Here is an 18,521-nt window from a genome sequence, read left to right on the forward strand (position 1 = left end):
TTATTCAGTTTGTGCTCAGGTTGTTGAGCACGGGCCAGCCAGGCTGACCTGATTCTTTAACGTGCGGCGCGAGCCACTTCCTGTGCAACCCGTTCGGTGGCATCAGGTATCGCTACCGCGTGGGCCTTTTCTGCCATCGCGAGTAATGTTGGACGGTCCCAGTGACGCAACGTTTCCACTACCGCCTCCGCAGTAAACTGCGGCTGCTCAAAAATTTTGGCTGCCCCTGCGCCTTCAAGCGGCAGGGCATTCCAGTACTGCTGGCGATCTTTGTGCTGAAACGGCACGAAAATCGCCGGTAAGCCTGCGGCAGCGATTTCGCTTACCGTTAATGCGCCAGAGCGGCAAATCACCACGTCGGCCCAGGCATACGCAGCGGCCATATCATCAATAAACTCGGTCACTTTATGCTGCGGCTGACCGGCTTGCTGATAGGCCTGTTGGACTTCTTGCAAGGCACCCTTACCCGTCTGATGCCAGAGGGTAATGGTCTCGCCCAGCCTGGCGGCAATCTGAGGCAACGTCTGGTTCAGAATGCGCGCGCCCTGACTGCCCCCGATAACCAGAATACGAATCGGTCCACTGCGGCCAGCCAGCCGTTGAGCCGGTGACGGTAGCGCCAGCACATCGGTACGCACCGGATTGCCCACAACTTCCGCGTGCGGAAAGGCGCCCGGGAAGGCCTGCATGACCTTGGTGGCAATTTTAGCCAGCCATTTATTGGTGAGCCCGGCAATACCGTTCTGCTCATGGAGTACCACTGGCACCCCGCAACTCCAGGCGGCCAGACCACCGGGCCCCGATACATAACCGCCCATGCCCAGCACCACATCGGGCTTCCAGGCTTTGATAATCTTGCGCGCCTGACGCCAGGCGTTGAAGATGCGTACCGGCGCTAACAACAGCGCTTTACTGCCTTTACCGCGTAATCCACTGATGCGGATAAAATCAATGTCGATACCGTGCTTCGGTACCAGGTCGGCTTCCATACGATCGGCCGTGCCTAACCAGCGCACCTGCCAGCCCTGCGCCTCAAGATGATGGGCCACAGCCAGCCCCGGGAAAACATGCCCACCGGTTCCTCCTGCCATGACCATCAATCGTTTACCGCTCATCGACCACCCCGGGTAAACGCCTGCGCTTTAGCCAGACGCGTTTCATAATCAATACGTAACAAAAATACGATGGCCGTCGACATAATGAGCAGGCTCGAGCCACCGTAACTAATCAGCGGTAATGTCAGACCTTTTGTCGGCAACATCCCCGCCGCCGCACCCACGTTGACCAGCGCCTGAAAGCTGAACCAGACGCCGATTGAGCAGGCCAGAAAGCCGGAGAAACGTTGGTCAAGTTCAAGTGCGCGGCGGCCAATCGACATGGCGCGAAAAGCCACGAAGAATACCATTAACAGGGCTAAAACCACACCGATGTAACCCAGTTCTTCTCCGATAATCGAGAAAATAAAGTCGGTATGTGCTTCCGGCAGGTATTCCAGTTTCTGTACCGAATTGCCCAGCCCCTGGCCCCAGAATTCGCCGCGGCCAAACGCCATCAGTGACTGAGTAAGCTGGTAGCCGCTGCCGAACGGATCTTCCCACGGATTCCAGAAAGAGGTCACACGGCGCATACGATAGGGCTCGGCGATGATTAACAATATCACCGCGAAGATGCCGGAACCGATAATCGCCAGGAACTGCCACAGCTTCGCCCCCGCCAGGAAGAGCATCGCGAGCGTCGTGACAAACAGCACCACCACTGTACCCAGATCGGGCTGAGCGAGCAGCAGCACCGCCAGCACGACCATCACCCCCATAGGCTTACAGAAGCCCCAGAAGTTATTGCGGACTTCCTCAACCTTACGCACCAGATAACTGGCGAGATAACAGAAGAGCGTGAGCTTAGACAGTTCCGCTGGCTGAATACGCAGTGGGCCCAGTGCAATCCAGCGTGATGCCCCGTTTACGGAGCTTCCTACGACCAGCACAATCAGCAGCATGACGACCGACGCCATCAGCATCACGTTGCTGTAGCGTTGCCAGAAATCCATGGGTACGCGCAGCGTGACCAGCGCGATACCAAACGCCAGCGCAATATAGAACGCATCACGCTTGGCAAAGTAGAACGGATCGTCATTCAGACGCTGTCCCACCGGCATTGAAGCCGATGTCACCATCACAAACCCGATTGCAGCCAGCCCCAGGGTCAGCCAGAGCAAAGTCCGGTCATAGAGCACCTGCGAGGTATCGTCGCTCTCACGCGCGCCCATCACCCAGTTACTCAGGCGACCTGACAGATAATTCACAATGCCCGCTCCAGGAATACGCATCAGCTTAACTCCCTGGCCAGTTGCGCGAAGACATCGCCGCGCTGTTCAAAATTGCGGAACTGGTCAAGGCTGGCGCAGGCCGGGGAAAGCAGGACCATGTCGCCTGGCTGTACCTGTTTTGCAATCTGCGCCATTGCCTCCTGCAGCGTTTCGGTCCTGACCGCCACGTCAGGGCGGAGCGCGGCCAGTGCATCACCATCGCGCCCAAAGCAAAACAGCCGGATACGATCGCCCTGCAGATACGGCTGCAATGGAGAGAAATCCGCAGATTTGCCATCGCCTCCCAGCAGTAACCAGAGCGTACCGTCAACCTGTAATCCTTTCAGAGCCGCTTCCGTACTGCCCACATTGGTTGCTTTTGAGTCATTGATCCAGCGCACACCGCGGCTTTCATGAACCAGCTGGAAACGGTGCGCCAGACCTGAATAAGCTGCCAGTGCGGACAGACTGGTCGAGCGTGGCAGACCAACCGCATCGGCCAGCGCCAGTGCGGCGAGCGCATTGGTGTAGTTATGCTGTCCAACCAGCGTCATCTCGTCTGTGTTCAGGACTTTTTCGCCTTTCGCCCGCAGCCAGACACTGCCCTGCTGTTTGTTCAGGTGATAATCGCCGATATCAATACCGAAACTGACACAGCGTGCGTCGGCACCGCGTACCGGCATGGTCATGCCATCGTCGGCATTCACCACGCAAACCTGAGCGTTCTCGTAAATCCGCAGTTTTGCCGCGCGATACTGCTGCATACCTAACGGATAGCGATCCATATGATCTTCGGTCACGTTCAGGATCGTGGCCGCTGCGGCCTTCAGGCTGTAGGTGGTTTCTAACTGGAAGCTGGAAAGCTCCAGAACATAGAGCTGAGCGGGCGCTTTCAGCAGGCTCAGCGCGGGCAACCCAATGTTACCGCCGACGCCTACCTGCCAACCGGCGGCTTTCGCCATTTCGCCGACTAACGTAGTGACCGTACTCTTTCCGTTTGAACCGGTGATCGCCACGATCGGTGCCTGTGCTTCCCGGCAAAACAGCTCAATGTCGCCGACGATTTCAATGCCCGCGTCTGCCGCTTCACACAATGCGGGATGGGCCAGGGCAATGCCGGGGCTGGCCACGATGAGATCCGCAGCCAGCAGCCAGTCGCGATTGAGACCGCCCACATAACGTTCCACCTGCTCAGGCAGTTTATCCAGCCCGGGCGGTGATACACGGGTATCCATCACGCGGGGCGTTACGCCCTGCGCTATAAAGAAATCAACACAGGACAGGCCGGTCAGGCCTAATCCGATGATGACGACTTTTCTCCCGCGGTAATCAGCCATGATTAACGTACCTTCAGCGTCGCCAGGCCAATCAGCACCAGCATGAGCGAAATAATCCAGAAGCGCACAATCACGCGCGGCTCTGGCCAGCCTTTCAGTTCGTAATGGTGATGGATCGGTGCCATGCGGAAAATACGCTGGCCACGGAGCTTGAACGATCCCACCTGCAGGATCACCGACAGCGTTTCAACCACAAACACGCCGCCCATAATCACTAATAAAAATTCCTGGCGCAGCAGGACAGCGATGGTACCGAGCGCGCCGCCCAGTGCCAGCGAGCCGACATCGCCCATAAAGACCTGAGCCGGATAAGTGTTAAACCAGAGGAAACCTAATCCTGCCCCAACAATCGCCGTACAGACGATAACCAGCTCACCTGCGTGACGCAGATAAGGAATGTGCAGGTAATCGGCGAACTTCACGTTACCGGTCGCCCAGGCGACCAGGGCGAAACCGGCCGCAACAAACACTGTCGGCATAATGGCCAGACCATCCAGCCCATCAGTCAGGTTGACGGCATTGCCAGTACCGACGATAACGAAATAGGCCAGTACGATGTAAAACAGGCCAAGCTGTGGCATCACATCTTTGAAAAACGGCACCACGAGTTCCGTCGCAGGCGTATCTTTACCAGCCAGATAGAGCGCAAAGGCGACACCGAGCGAAATCACCGACATCCAGAAGTATTTCCAGCGGGCAATCAGCCCCCTGGTATCCTTACGAACCACTTTACGGTAATCATCAACAAAGCCAATGACGCCAAAGCCCACCAGCACCACCAGCACGCACCAGACGTAGGGATTAGAAGGATAAGCCCACATCAGCACCGACAACGTAATCGAGGTCAGAATCATGATGCCGCCCATCGTCGGCGTGCCCCGCTTGCTGAAGTGCGATTCGGGACCATCATTACGGACAACCTGCCCGATCTGCAGCTTTTGCAGCCAGGCAATCAGACGCGGCCCCATCCACAGCGAAATAAACAGTGCGGTCAGCAGGCTGACAATGGCGCGAAACGTCAAATACGAAAAGACGTTAAAACCGGAATAAAATGCGACCAGATGCTCGGCCAGCCAAACTAACATGTTCCTTTCTCCTGTAAGCTCTGTACTACCTGCTCCATGGCGGCACTACGCGAACCTTTAATCAATACGGTCATTTCTTTGTGTTCGGACAGCAACTGGCGTAATCGTTCAGTCAGCGCCGTTTTATCGCTGAAATGTTCGCCAACTTCGCTACTTTCACTCATAAAGTGGCTGAACTGCCCGGTGCTTAATACCCGGTCAACGCCTGCAGCTTTGGCGGCCAGGCCGACTTCGCGATGAAGTTGTTCACTTTCATCCCCTAATTCAGCCATATCGCCCACCACCATCACACGGTAGCCAGGCATTTCAGACAGCACCTGTGCCGCCGCAACCATCGATCCTACATTGGCGTTATAGCTGTCATCCAGGAGCAGTTGATGATCTGAGAGCCGGACGGGAAATAAGCGACCAGGAACGGACTGCAGGCTTTTCAGCCCGGTCTGCACCGCGCTAAGCGGTGCATCGACCGACAACGCAAGCGCCGCCGCCGCCAGAGCATTGGCGATATTGTGCCGACCGGGCAGAGGCAGAATAATGTCGATGTCACCACGGGGCGTATGCATGACAAAATGGGTGCCATCCTGGCGAATACGGATATCGCGCGCACCAAAGTCGCAGTCTGCGGCCTGCGGCGAGAAGCGCCATACCGTTTTACCGTGCAGGTTCTCCTGCCAGCGTGGCCAGTCATTGCTGTCAGCATTTAAAATCGCCGTTCCCTTTGCGGGCAGGCCGTAAAAAATTTCACCCTTCGCTTTTGCGACACCTTCAAGCGACCCGAAACCCTCAAGGTGCGCGGCAGCCAGATTATTGACCAGCGCCGCTTCCGGACGAACCAGGTCGGTGGTATAGGCGATTTCACCCTGATGATTAGCGCCAAGCTCAATCACGGCATACTGGTGTTCTGGCGTGAGACGCAGCAGGGTCATGGGCACGCCAAAATCGTTATTCAGGTTACCGGCGGTATGCAGCGTTTCGCCGCACTGGCGTAAAATCGCTGCGGTCATTTCTTTCACTGACGTTTTACCGGATGAGCCGGTCAGCGCAACGACGCGGGCACTGACCTGCTGACGCACCCAGGACGCCAGCTTACCAAAGGCGATGCGCGTGTCTTTGACAACGACCTGCGGCACCGACACAGGTAAATGCTTACTTACCAGCAAGGCTTTCGCGCCCTTGGCAATCGCATCCTCGGCAAAGTCATGTGCATCGAAGCGCTCACCCACAATAGCAACAAACAGACTGTCTGCGGTGACCTTGCGGGTGTCTGTCGTGACGGTGTTGAACGTCAAATCGTCGCCGTGCAGCGTACCGCTGGTGACCTGCGCTAAGGTGCGTAATGAAACCGGAATCATGCAATGCCTCCTAACAGCGTGGCGACCGTAGCACGATCGGAGTAGTCCAGCCGCTGATGACCAATAATTTGATAATCTTCGTGGCCTTTACCGGCGACTAACACAATGTCGTCGGGCTGAGCCTGCATAATAGTGCTGGTGACTGCCTGTGCACGGCCCGCAACAACGCGAGCGCGGCCCGGATCAAGAAGGCCGCTCAGAATGTCCTGCACAATCGCCGCAGGATCTTCGCTGCGCGGATTATCGTCAGTAATCACGACCACATCGGCAAACTGTTCCGCAATGGCACCCATAAGTGGGCGCTTACCTTTGTCACGATCGCCGCCACAGCCGAACAGGCACCATAGTTTACCTTTACAATGCAGGCGGGCGGCGGCCAGTGCTTTCTCTAATGCGTCGGGCGTGTGGGCATAATCCACCACGACAGTGGGTTTGCCCGGCGCGGTGAAGACTTCCATCCGCCCGGTAACCGGCTGCAGTTTTGCGGCAACGCGCAGTAAATCATCCAGTGCATAACCCAGCGCCAGCAGTGTGGCCAGCGCCAGCAACACGTTACTGACGTTAAAAGCCCCCATCAGACGACTGTCCAGTTCGCCATCGCCCCAACTGGAGCGGAAACGAATGTGAGCACCATTGTCGTGATAGTTCACCTCGGTTGCGCGAAGCCAGCGACCGTGGCAGCCAGGCTGCAGGTTATTTTCCATCGAGACAGCAACCGCATCAGGCAGGTTTGCCAGCCAGCGGCGTCCGACTTCATCGTCGGCATTCAGGATGGCCACGCCCACCTGATGTTCAGAGAACAGCAGCCATTTAGCTGACTCGTACTGTTGCATATCGCCGTGATAATCCAGGTGATCGCGACTGAGGTTGGTAAAGACAGCGGCAGCGAACGGCAAGGCTGCGACACGATGCTGCACCAGACCGTGGGAGGAGATTTCCATGGCGGTCAGCGACGCGCCCTTGCTGGCCAGTTCATCCAGAGTATGCTGGACGTCCACAGCGGAGCCGGTGGTGTTTTCGGCAGGCACGAGCTGGCCGACCAGACCATTTCCCACCGTCCCCATCACCGCGCTGGTTTCACCCAACAGCTCAGCCCACTGGGCCAGCAGCTGACTCGTGGTCGTTTTGCCATTAGTGCCGGTGATGCCAATCAGTTTTTGTCTTTCGCCCGGCTGTTGGTAAAAACGCCCCGCCAGAGCGGAAAGACGCTGGGGCAACTGTGCAAGATAGATAACCGGCACGCCGTGCATTTCGCGTATTTCACCGTCGCTCGCTTCCCCTTCGGCTTCCGCAATCACGGCGGCCACGCCCTGGGCAATGGCCTGAGGAATGAAGCGGCGTCCATCAACCTGATGGCCGGCGATAGCGACAAACAGATCACCCGCAGCCGCCACGCGACTGTCCAGCGTCATGTCACGCAACGGGCGCGCAGGTGCACCGGGCACCCACGGTCCGAGTAAGTCGCGCAGGTTACGATCTGTCACTTGTTTCCTCACTTCTGTTTGTCACCAACTCGTTCTTGTCATTGGTCGGCAGCGCATCCGGCTCGATGTTCATGGTGCGCAGTACGCCGCCCATGATGGCACCAAACACCGGTGCAGAAACCGCACCACCATAATATTTACCGGCCTGAGGATCGTTGATGACCACAACAAGCGCAAAACGAGGACGGCTGGCAGGTGCCACGCCTGCGGTATAGGCGATGTATTTGTTCACATAACGCCCGTCCGGTCCGACTTTTTTCGCCGTACCGGTTTTAATGGCGACGCGATAACCTTTAATGGCGGCTTTCACGCCGCCCCCGCCCGGCAATGCAACGCTTTCCATCATATGCACCACGGTTTTCACCAGAGCTTCAGGAAATACGCGCTCACCGCCCACCGGCGGATCCACTTTGGTGATTGAGAGCGGGCGGGCGATACCAAAGCTGCCAATCGTTGCGTAGACTCGCGCTAACTGTAACGGCGTTACCATTAGCCCGTAGCCGAAAGAGAAGGTGGCCCTCTCTATGTCAGACCACCGTTGTTTTTTAGGGTATAAGCCACTGCTTTCCCCGACCAGCCCCAAATTGGTCGGTTTACCCAGACCAAAGCGCGAGTAAGTTTCTACCAGCGCTGAGGAGGGCATCGCTAACGCCAGTCGGGAAACACCGACGTTACTCGATTTCTGTAGTACGCCAGTCAGCGTGAGTTCGTTATAGCGCGCTACGTCTTTAATCTCATGACCATTTACGCGATACGGCACGGTGTTCAAAACGCTGTTCTCTTTCACCACGCCGCGTTGCAGCGCGGTCATCACCACCATCGGTTTTACCGTCGAGCCGGGTTCGAAAATGTCGGTGATGGCCCGGTTGCGCATCAGATCTTTTGGCGTGTCGCTGAGGTTATTGGGGTTATAGGCAGGGCTGTTCGCCATCGCCAGGACCTCACCGGTATTCACATCCACCAGAACCGCCGTTCCCGATTCGGCTTTGTTAAAGGCGACCGCATTATTCAGCTCACGGTACACCAGCGCCTGTAAACGCTCGTCAATGCTCAGCGTGAGGTTATGTGCCGCACGACTGTCCACCGATGAAATGTCTTCGATAACGCGCCCATAGCGATCTTTACGCACGGTACGCTCGCCGGGCTCACCCGTCAGCCATTTGTCAAAGCTCTTTTCGATGCCTTCGATTCCCTGACCATCGATATTGGTGAAGCCAATCAGATGTGAGGTGACCTGTCCGGCAGGGTAATAACGGCGTGATTCTTCGCGCAGATGGATACCGGGCAGCTTGAGTTTTTTGACGTATTCACCAATGGCGGGATTGACCTGGCGGGCCAGATAGATGAACCGGCCTTTAGGATTGGCATTTACGCGGGCGGCCAGTTGATCAATAGGCACAGAAAGCGCATCTGAGAGCGCACGCCAGCGACTGTCGAGCGTGACACCGCCCGCATCATGCAGCTCTTTGGGATCGGCCCAGATGGCGTTAACCGGCACGCTGACCGCCAGCGGACGCCCGCCGCGGTCGCTGATCATCCCCCGCGAGGTGGGCACGGCCTGAACGCGCAGTGAACGTAAATCGCCCTCTTTAACCAGTTTGTCCGGATTAATTACCTGCAGCCAGGCCACGCGTGATAACAGCCCACCTAAGGCCAGTAAAATGCAACCGCATAACAACGCAAAACGCCAGCTTACAAAGCTGGCTTTATCTTCTGGTTTTTTTAACTTCAGCGTTCTTTTTACGCCGCTCATTAGCAGTAACAGGTCCTTATTTTTGCACCACGATGTTTTCCTGCGAAGGATCAACGTGCTGCATCTGCAGCTTCTCGGTGGCGATCCGCTCAACGCGGCTGTGATCGCCAAGGGCATTCTCTTCCAGAATCAAGTTGCGCCACTCAATGTCCAGCGCATCACGCTCAAGCACCAGTTGCTCTCGCTGGGCAGTCAGCAAGCGTGTTTTGTGCGTCGTTGTCACGACCAGCACGGCAGAAACCAGCACAGCAATCAGCAACAGAAAAGGGAGTTTCCCTTTACGCATAATGTCGCCCGCGATGACCGCGGGTAAGCTGTGCCGTTCGTTGCCAATCATGCGTCAGTTCGCTCCGCAATTCGTAAAACGGAACTGCGCGCACGGGGGTTCTCTTTCACCTCCGTGTCGCCAGGTACCATTTTGCCCAGCAGCTTCAACTGACGCCCACCCAGTGCATTCAGTTGCTGCTCGGTCATGGGTAAGCCATGGGGCACCTGCGGCCCGCGGCTCTGATCGCGCATAAACCGCTTCACCAACCGGTCTTCCAGCGAATGGAAGCTGATGACAGACAAACGCCCTTGCGGAGCCAGCACATCGACTGCACCTTTTAATGCGGTGTCGATCTCTTCCAGTTCGCTGTTGATCCAGATGCGAATGGCCTGGAAACTACGGGTCGCCGGGTGTTTGAACTTGTCTTTGACCGGTGTTGCTGCGGCAATCACCTCTGCCAGTTCTTTCGTGCGCGTCATCGGTTCATCCCGGTTGCGTTCCACAATCGCCCGCGCAATCCGCTTCGCAAATCGTTCTTCACCATAGGTTTTCAGCACAAAGGCGATATCGGCCTCTTCTGCCTGCATCAACCATTCGGCGGCAGAGTGGCCGCGCGTGGGATCCATGCGCATATCCAGCGGCCCGTCACGCATAAATGAAAACCCGCGTTCGGCATCATCCAACTGCGGGGATGACACGCCCAGATCCAGTAATATGCCGTCAATCTGACCTGCCAGTTCACGCTCTGCCACATACTCCGCCAGCGCGGAAAAGGGGCCATGAACAATGGAAAAACGCGGATCCTTTATTTCAGCGGCCGCGGCGATAGCTTGCGGATCACGGTCAATGGCGATGAGCTTTCCGTTGGCGCCAAGCTGCGCCAGAATCAAGCGTGAGTGACCGCCACGACCAAAGGTGCCGTCAATATAGATTCCGTCTTCCTTGATGTTGAGGCCATTCACTGCCTCATCCAACAGCACGGTGGTGTGTTTATAATTTTCCTGCATAGCTATAGCGATAAATCCTGCAACCGCTCAGATAAAGGCGACTGAGCTGACTGTTCTGCGTCAATATCATCCCTGACTTGTTGATACCAGGTCTGTTCATCCCACAGTTCAAACTTGTTGAACTGCCCAACCAGCATCACTTCTTTGCTTAAATTTGCATGCTGGCGAAGGGTATTCGCCAGCAATAAGCGGCCCGCATTATCCATCTGACACTCACTGGCATGTCCCAACAGTAAACGCTGCACGCGGCGCTCCATCGGATTCATGCTGGACAGACTCGCCAGTTTTTTCTCAATGATTTCCCATGCGGGTAAGGTGTAAAGCAACAGGCATGGCTGATGGAGGTCGATGGTACAAACCATCTGCCCCTGCGATTCCTCGTTCAGCAAATTACGGTAACGGGTTGGTACCGCCAGTCGTCCTTTGCTGTCGAGATTGACTAACGTTGCTCCACGGAACATGTCAGTCTCACCCCTCAGTTACCCATTTGCACCACTTTATCCCACTTTTTACCACAAAACGAGTTTAAGGATCGTAGGAAATCATTGTCAAGCCGGAGCGGCAGTAGAATATGATTATTTACCGAGGCGGGAATTAACACTGAAAAGGTTTCAAAACGCCGGAAGATGATTAATCAAAATTAAACTAATGAATAATTGAATAAAAAATTCAGCTCTGAAAAAAACGGCGAAAATTAACACGTTTATTACGGTTGAATAATCCGATGCCGTTTTGAGACAGGGGACGCATTTTAGGGGATTTCTTAACGGAAGCCTAGCCACTCGCCTGATGTTAAGGGGCTAAACCAGCGTTAAGTTGTAAGTAAACAAGAATGGTCTGTTAACTTAATTTGTTAGAATGAATGTTAAACGCTTACGCTTTTTTACTTTGGACAAGAAAGAGTTTAAAAACAGCATTTAAACATCGGGGCAGACAAATCGCTGCCCGTATTATTAATTAGAAATTCTGCTTAATTGTCCGCGACGTAATAAATTGCGGCGAATACGCGTTAATCCAGGCTTGGGTTTACGCGGTTCATCGAGAGACGCTAATACCAATTCCAGTACCCGTTCGGCTACATCACGATGACGCTGGCCTACCGATAACACCGGGCACTCCAGGAAGTCCAGCAGCTCATGATCGCCAAAGGTGGCAATCGCCAGATTGGACGGCAGGCGGCCGTTACGCTTCAGAGTCACATCCATCACGCCCTGTAACAGGCCGAATGACGTGGTGAACAGCGCGTCTGGCATTGAGTGATCCTGCAAATACTTTTCGAACACGGCGGCCGACGCCGTGCGCTCAAAACTATTGCAATAGAGGAAGTCGATGGGACGCTCATCCCCTTTCCAGGCTTCTCTGAATCCCAGTTCACGCAGAAAGCTGACCGATAATTCTGGTAACGCGCCCATGAACAGAACGTTGCTGACCTTAAGCTGACGCAGTTCAGCCGCCAGGGCATACGCATCGTCCTGGTCAGCACCGACCACGCTGGTAAAGTGTTCACGATCCAGCGCGCGGTCCAGTGCGATGATGGGCAGGGGATTGTTAATCCAGCGCTGATAAAAAGGATGCTCAGGAGGAAGTGAAGTGGATACGATAATGGCGTCCACCTGGCGTTGCAGCAGATGCTCAATACAGCGCATTTCATTGTCAGGCTGATCTTCAGAACAGGCGATCAATAACTGGTAGCCACGCTGGCGGGCCTGACGCTCAAGATAGTTAGCAATACGTGTATAACTGGTGTTTTCCAGATCGGGAATCACCAGACCGATCGAGCGCGTGCGCCCGGCGCGCAGCCCTGCCGCCACAGCATTAGGATGATAGTTATGCTCGCGGACCACCGCCATGACTTTCTCAACGGTTTTATCGCTGACACGATACTGCCGTGCCTTTCCATTAATGACGTAACTGGCCGTGGTGCGCGATACACCCGCCAGGCGCGCAATTTCATCCAGTTTCACTGTAACCCCACCGTTAAGCGGGTCTGATAACCCGCAGATAAGCTATGGACATTCTTTTATCACATCTAACAGCAGAAAAGTGCGCGGAGCAACCGCTTTTCTGATGGAAAACCTTGTTCTGCACAAAAAAGAAAAAACCCGGCATTTCGCCGGGTTACATTCGTTTTAGATCGTTACGGCGCGTGATTAACGCATTATCCGTTCGCCACGTGAAACACCAACGATGCCGGAGCGCGCGACTTCTACAATTTCAGCCACTTCGCGTACCGTGCTTAAGAATGCATCCAGCTTATCACTGGTGCCTGCCAGCTGAACCGTGTAAAGCGAAGGCGTCACATCAATAATCTGGCCCCGGAAAATTTCTGCGCTGCGCTTTACCTCTTCGCGGCCATAACCTGTCGCCTGAATTTTCACCAGCATAATTTCACGTTCGACGTAAGCGCCCTGCCCTAACTCGGTCACACGCAAAACATCGACCAGTTTGTGCAGCTGTTTCTCAATCTGCTCCAGGACTTTCTGGTCGCCAACAGTCTGAATCGTCATGCGTGACAGCGTAGGATCGTCCGTGGGCGCAACCGTCAGGCTCTCAATGTTGTAGCCACGCTGTGAAAACAGGCCAACAACACGAGACAATGCGCCGGATTCGTTTTCCAGCAAAACCGATAAAATGCGACGCATAATTAAGTCCTCTCCGTTTTGCTCAACCACATCTCATCCATACTGCCACCGCGAATCTGCATCGGGTAAACATGCTCACTGCCGTCAACGTTAACATCAACAAACACCAGTCGTCCTTTTGCCAGAGTTTCCAGTGCCAGCGTCAGCTTCTCTTCCAGCTCCGCAGGATGACTGATGGCAATGCCTACGTGACCATAGGCCTCCGCCAGGCGAACGAAATCAGGCAATGATTCCATATAAGACTGAGAATGGCGGCCAGAGTAAATCATGTCCTGCCACTGTTTCACCATGCCCAGGAAACGGTTGTTCAGGTTCAGCACTAATACCGGCAGATCATACTGGAGCGCGGTCGAAAGCTCCTGAATGTTCATCTGAATACTGCCATCGCCCGTCACGCAAATCACGGTTTCGTCAGGCAGCGCCATTTTGACACCCAGCGCGGCAGGCAGGCCGAAGCCCATGGTGCCGAGGCCACCAGAGTTAATCCAGCGACGGGGTTTATCAAAGGTGTAGTAGAGCGCGGCAAACATCTGATGCTGCCCTACGTCCGATGTCACGTAAGCATCACCATTAGTAAGACGGCAGATGGTTTCGATCACGGCCTGGGGTTTGATTTTGTCACTGGTACGATCGTAGGCAAGGCACTGACGCCCGCGCCAGGTCTCAATCGACTGCCACCAGTCACGCAGACTGTCTAACTGCTGCTTCGCCTCCGTGTGATCAAGCAGTTCCAGCATCTGCTGTAACGTCTGTTTTGCATCGCCCACAATCGGAATATCCGCGGAAACCGTTTTGGAAATCGACGTCGGATCGATATCAATATGCATCACGGTGGCGTTCGGGCAGTATTTTGCCAGATTGTTGGTGGTGCGATCGTCAAAACGTACACCAACGCCGAAGATCAAATCGGCATTGTGCATCGTCATATTCGCTTCGTAGGTGCCGTGCATACCGAGCATACCTACGCACTGGCGATGGCTGCCAGGGAACGCACCCAGCCCCATCAGTGAAGTCGTGACCGGAATATTCAGGCGCTCAGCCAGCTGCAACAGCTCGGCTTCACACGACGACGTAATGGCACCGCCGCCGGCATAGATAACCGGCTTATGCGCCGCCAGTAAGGTTTGTAACGCACGCTTAATCTGGCCTTTATGGCCCTGAATTGTCGGATTATACGAGCGCATGCTCACTTCCTGCGGATAGTGATAAGGCAGCTTATTCGCAGGATTAAGGATATCTTTTGGCAGATCGATAACCACCGGTCCCGGGCGACCGCTGGATGCCAGCCAGAAAGCTTTTTTCAGTACCGTCGGGATCTCTTCGGTGTTTTTCACCAGAAAACTGTGTTTCACCACCGGGCGGGAAATCCCCACCATGTCACATTCCTGGAAGGCATCATAACCAATCAGCGAAGACGGCACCTGACCCGACAGAATGACTAACGGAATAGAATCCATATAGGCGGTCGCGATACCGGTGATCGCATTGGTTGCACCCGGCCCGGACGTCACCAGCACCACACCGACTTCACCGGTTGCGCGTGCCAGACCATCGGCCATGTGGACCGCACCCTGCTCGTGGCGGACCAGAACATGGTCGATGCCCCCCACAGTTTGCAGTGCATCATAGATATCGAGTACTGCGCCACCCGGATAACCGAACACTTGCTTCACGCCCTGGTCGATCAACGACCGGACGACCATTTCGGCTCCTGACAACATCTCCATTTTCTGCCTCCCGGCTTGAGGAACTGAATCCACTGGCGACGGCTTTTCCGCTAGCCATATGCATCCTGCCCTGTTTCGCCAATTAAAATCAAAACCTTATGTTTTTGCTAAGACCGCAGAACTCATTTCTGCGATCCAGATACAGAGAATTCTGCTGGGTTAATTTTTCTAAGAGTAGGTCGATTACCATAACCGTAGAAAAACGGGCTGGCAAACGCCAAACGCATTTGATGAAAGGCGGCGGGATTCAAAGCCTCTGCCCGCCAACTTTTGCCTGCGATTATTAAACTAAATACGTTCAATAATGGCAGAGGAAAATGCTGTTAATGATATTTTTTGTAGCCATATCTAAGAAATAAAAAAAACCTATGACGAACGGACTCAGCCAGCCATCTTTTCCTCATGCGTTTTTATGGCGTAATTATCTTATAAAAATTTAAAGCGCATGAGATTATGCTGCCTGAGATGGCCTGATTATGGATAAAGCGATACTGGAATATTAATTTATCATTATATTTCATCACCTTAAAAAGCAGTCTTTCTTCCGTAACCCCGTATCAGCAGTAATGAACGTCATGGGTTCTGTCCGCCTCGTTTAATACTCTGTGAGCGTCAAAAATGTCAGAACATTTTTCTTTGCGGCGGCTGAAAATAACCCTTCGCTTATGGTTGACATCGATTGTTGATTCCAGTACCAATAGATGCAGCAAAAAATTCACGGGGTTTGAAACATGTCACGTTCTTTTCGTCTATCAGGTCTACTACTTCTCGCAAATTCTCTGCGCGGTAGACTTGTGGGCGAAATCAAACACTGATTCGAACCTGCTAAAAGTTAAAAACCCGCGCCTGTCGCGGGTTTTTTTATGCTCGTTGCAAGGCAAGAAACGCAAAAGGATGAACACGATGAGCCAGCAAGTTATTATTTTCGATACCACTCTGCGTGATGGTGAACAGGCCTTACAGGCCAGCCTGAGTGTGAAAGAAAAACTGCAGATTGCGTTAGCGCTGGAACGTATGGGCGTTGATGTGATGGAAGTCGGCTTCCCCGTCTCGTCACCAGGTGATTTTGAATCCGTACAAACCATTGCGCGTACTATTAAAAACAGTCGGGTTTGCGGCCTGGCGCGCTGTGTTGAGCAGGACATTGATGCCGCCTACGAATCATTGCGGGTTGCCGAGGCCTTCCGCATCCATACCTTTATTGCCACCTCGCCGATGCATATCGCCACGAAACTGCGCAGCACCTTACCCGAGGTAATTGAGCGGGCGGTGCGCATGGTAAAACGAGCCCGTAACTATACGGACGATGTTGAATTCTCCTGTGAAGACGGTGGTCGTACGCCCATTGACGACCTGTGCCGCATGGTCGAAGCCGCCATAAATGCGGGCGCAACCACCATCAATATCCCTGATACCGTTGGCTATACCCTGCCGAATGAATACGCCAACATTATCAGCCAGTTAATCAATCGCGTACCGAATATCGACAAAGCGATTCTGTCTGTGCACACACACGACGATTTAGGCATGGCCACCGGTAATGCGATTGCAGCGGTGCAGGCCGGGGCGCGTCAGGTGGAAGGGACATTGAACGGCCTGGGCGAACGTGCCGGTAACTGTGCGCTGGAAGAATTGATCATGGCGATTAAAACCCGCCAGCAGATCATGAATGTCCATACTAACATTCACCATCATGAAATTTATCGTACCAGCCAGATGATTAGCCAGATCTGCAATATGCCGATTCCGGCCAACAAAGCGGTTGTCGGATCGAACGCGTTTGCCCACTCGTCGGGCATTCATCAGGACGGCGTGATTAAGAATCGTGAAAACTATGAAATCCTGACGCCAGAATCCATTGGCCTGCATAAAATTCAGCTTAATCTGACATCCCGTTCCGGTCGTGCAGCGGTAAAACATCGCATGGAAGAGATGGGCTACACAGAGAGCGAATACAATCTGGATTCCCTGTATGACGCTTTCCTGAAACTGGCGGACAAGAAAGGTCAGGTTTTTGACTACGACCTGGAAGCGCTGGCTTTCATCGACAAACAAAACGAAGAGCCTGAATTTTTCCAACTGAATGATTTCACTGTGCAGTCAGGCTCCAGTATTACGGCGACCGCGTCGGTTAATCTGGGCTGTGGCGAACAGACGAAATCAGAAGCGGCGACCGGGAACGGTCCGGTTGATGCGGTTTATCAGGCCATTAACCGAATTACCCAGTTCAATGCCGAGCTGGTTAATTACAAGCTGACGGCAAAAGGCCACGGCGAAAATGCCCTGGGCCAGGTCGATATTGTGGTGAGCTACAACAACCGCAAATTCCACGGCGTTGGCCTGGCAACAGATATCGTCGAATCGTCTGCCAAAGCGATGGTGAACGCCTTAAACAACATCTGGCGAGCCAAACAGGTCGAGAAAGAGTTACAGCGCAAGTCTAAAGATCAGAAGGAAACGGTGTAATCATGTCAAACTCTTCACATATCGCAGTACTGGCGGGCGACGGTATCGGCCCGGAAGTGATGGCGCAGGCTATAAAGGTATTAGATGCCGTTCGTCAGCGCTTTAATCTGCGTATTACCACCAGCGAATACGATGTGGGCGGCATCGCCATTGACCGCCATGGTGAACCGCTCCCCCCGGCCACTGTAGCCGGTTGTGAGCAGGCTAATGCGATTCTGTTCGGTTCCGTGGGCGGGCCAAAATGGGAGCACCTGCCCCCGGCTTCCCAGCCCGAACGTGGCGCGCTGCTTCCCCTGCGTAAGCATTTTAAACTGTTCAGTAACCTGCGCCCGGCGGCGCTGTACAGCGGTCTCGAAGCGTTTTGTCCACTGCGCAGCGATATCGCGGCACGCGGTTTCGACATTCTGTGTGTCCGTGAACTGACCGGCGGCATCTATTTTGGTCAGCCGAAAGGACGTGAAGGCAGCGGTCCGCATGAACGCGCGTTTGATACCGAAGTCTACCATCGCTTTGAAATCGAACGTATTGCACGTCAGGCTTTCGAGTCCGCCCGCAAGCGCCGCAACAAAGTGACCTCCGTGGATAAAGCCAACGTACTGCAAACCTCGGTCATGTGGCGCGAGATCGTCAACGAGATCGCGAAAGATTATCCCGATGTGCAGTTGAGCCATATGTACATCGACAATGCCACCATGCAGCTGATTAAAGATCCTTCTCAGTTCGACGTGCTGCTGTGCTCAAACCTGTTTGGCGACATTCTGTCAGACGAGTGCGCGATGATCACCGGTTCTATGGGCATGCTGCCCTCAGCCAGCCTGAGCGAAGACGGCTTTGGCCTCTACGAACCGGCTGGCGGCTCCGCACCGGATATCGCCGGGCAGAACATTGCCAACCCGATTGCTCAGATTTTGTCGCTGTCACTGCTGCTGCGCTACAGCCTGAACGCCGATGAGGCCGCTGCCAGTATTGAACGCGCCATCAGCCGTGCGTTAGCCGAAGGTTACCGCACCAAAGATTTAGCCGGTGATGGCCCTGCGATTAGCACCGATGAGATGGGCAGCATCATTGCTCGCTTTGTCGCCGAGGAAAAATAAT

Annotated in this window: 15 protein-coding genes; 2 read left to right on the forward strand and 13 right to left on the reverse strand. The window is 54.3% G+C overall.

Features of this window, described 5'->3' with window-relative positions; all coding sequences use genetic code 11:
• Positions 1 to 56: 56 nt before the first annotated feature.
• The 13 genes from murG to ilvI all read right to left on the reverse strand — a co-directional run bounded on the left by murG (position 57) and on the right by ilvI (position 14,960).
• On the reverse strand, positions 57 to 1,115 hold the full coding sequence (gene murG, locus C1N59_RS16650; protein WP_394549901.1) for an undecaprenyldiphospho-muramoylpentapeptide beta-N-acetylglucosaminyltransferase: 1,059 nt from the start codon (positions 1,113 to 1,115) through the stop codon (positions 57 to 59).
• Positions 1,112 to 2,326 carry a cell division protein FtsW gene (gene ftsW / locus C1N59_RS16655; protein WP_394549902.1) on the reverse strand — a complete coding sequence of 405 codons (1,215 nt, stop codon included), beginning with the start codon at positions 2,324 to 2,326 and terminating at the stop codon, positions 1,112 to 1,114. The genes murG and ftsW overlap by 4 nt, the downstream gene beginning before the upstream one ends.
• Positions 2,326 to 3,642: a UDP-N-acetylmuramoyl-L-alanine--D-glutamate ligase gene (murD, locus tag C1N59_RS16660; protein ID WP_006117675.1), complete on the reverse strand. Its 1,317-nt coding sequence runs from the start codon at positions 3,640 to 3,642 to the stop codon at positions 2,326 to 2,328. Before murD ends, ftsW begins: the two co-directional genes overlap by 1 nt.
• A 2-nt stretch (positions 3,643 to 3,644) precedes the next feature.
• Positions 3,645 to 4,727 (reverse strand): phospho-N-acetylmuramoyl-pentapeptide-transferase, encoded by a 1,083-nt coding sequence (mraY, locus tag C1N59_RS16665; protein ID WP_033740254.1) that lies wholly within the window; start codon positions 4,725 to 4,727, stop codon positions 3,645 to 3,647.
• Positions 4,721 to 6,079 (reverse strand): UDP-N-acetylmuramoyl-tripeptide--D-alanyl-D-alanine ligase, encoded by a 1,359-nt coding sequence (gene murF, locus C1N59_RS16670; protein ID WP_006117673.1) that lies wholly within the window; start codon positions 6,077 to 6,079, stop codon positions 4,721 to 4,723. Before murF ends, mraY begins: the two co-directional genes overlap by 7 nt.
• Positions 6,076 to 7,563: a UDP-N-acetylmuramoyl-L-alanyl-D-glutamate--2,6-diaminopimelate ligase gene (gene murE / locus C1N59_RS16675; RefSeq protein ID WP_054634504.1), complete on the reverse strand. Its 1,488-nt coding sequence runs from the start codon at positions 7,561 to 7,563 to the stop codon at positions 6,076 to 6,078. Before murE ends, murF begins: the two co-directional genes overlap by 4 nt.
• Positions 7,550 to 9,316: a peptidoglycan glycosyltransferase FtsI gene (locus C1N59_RS16680; protein WP_006117671.1), complete on the reverse strand. Its 1,767-nt coding sequence runs from the start codon at positions 9,314 to 9,316 to the stop codon at positions 7,550 to 7,552. Before C1N59_RS16680 ends, murE begins: the two co-directional genes overlap by 14 nt.
• Positions 9,317 to 9,332: 16 nt before the next feature.
• Positions 9,333 to 9,653: a cell division protein FtsL gene (gene ftsL / locus C1N59_RS16685; RefSeq protein ID WP_006117670.1), complete on the reverse strand. Its 321-nt coding sequence runs from the start codon at positions 9,651 to 9,653 to the stop codon at positions 9,333 to 9,335.
• Positions 9,650 to 10,591 (reverse strand): 16S rRNA (cytosine(1402)-N(4))-methyltransferase RsmH, encoded by a 942-nt coding sequence (gene rsmH / locus C1N59_RS16690; RefSeq protein ID WP_054688155.1) that lies wholly within the window; start codon positions 10,589 to 10,591, stop codon positions 9,650 to 9,652. Before rsmH ends, ftsL begins: the two co-directional genes overlap by 4 nt.
• A 2-nt stretch (positions 10,592 to 10,593) precedes the next feature.
• A complete protein-coding gene (gene mraZ, locus C1N59_RS16695) occupies positions 10,594 to 11,052 on the reverse strand; it encodes a division/cell wall cluster transcriptional repressor MraZ (RefSeq protein ID WP_006117668.1) in 459 nt (152 codons plus the stop codon).
• A gap of 492 nt (positions 11,053 to 11,544) precedes the next feature.
• Positions 11,545 to 12,555, reverse strand: a complete 1,011-nt coding sequence (gene cra, locus C1N59_RS16700; RefSeq protein ID WP_006117666.1) for a catabolite repressor/activator — start codon at positions 12,553 to 12,555, stop codon at positions 11,545 to 11,547.
• A gap of 186 nt (positions 12,556 to 12,741) precedes the next feature.
• Positions 12,742 to 13,233: an acetolactate synthase small subunit gene (ilvN, locus tag C1N59_RS16705; RefSeq protein ID WP_006117664.1), complete on the reverse strand. Its 492-nt coding sequence runs from the start codon at positions 13,231 to 13,233 to the stop codon at positions 12,742 to 12,744.
• A 2-nt stretch (positions 13,234 to 13,235) separates the two neighbouring features.
• A complete protein-coding gene (ilvI, locus tag C1N59_RS16710; RefSeq protein ID WP_006117663.1) occupies positions 13,236 to 14,960 on the reverse strand; it encodes an acetolactate synthase 3 large subunit in 1,725 nt (574 codons plus the stop codon).
• A gap of 903 nt (positions 14,961 to 15,863) precedes the next feature.
• Here ilvI and leuA point away from each other — a divergent pair.
• Together leuA and leuB are read left to right on the forward strand one after the other, a co-directional pair.
• Positions 15,864 to 17,426: a 2-isopropylmalate synthase gene (gene leuA, locus C1N59_RS16715; RefSeq protein ID WP_394549903.1), complete on the forward strand. Its 1,563-nt coding sequence runs from the start codon at positions 15,864 to 15,866 to the stop codon at positions 17,424 to 17,426.
• Between the two features lie 2 nt (positions 17,427 to 17,428).
• Entirely contained in the window at positions 17,429 to 18,520 is a 1,092-nt protein-coding gene (leuB, locus tag C1N59_RS16720) for a 3-isopropylmalate dehydrogenase (protein ID WP_006117661.1), read from the forward strand.
• The last annotated feature ends 1 nt before the right edge of the window (position 18,521 follow it).

This window comes from Pantoea sp. SGAir0183 (genome assembly GCF_043545505.1).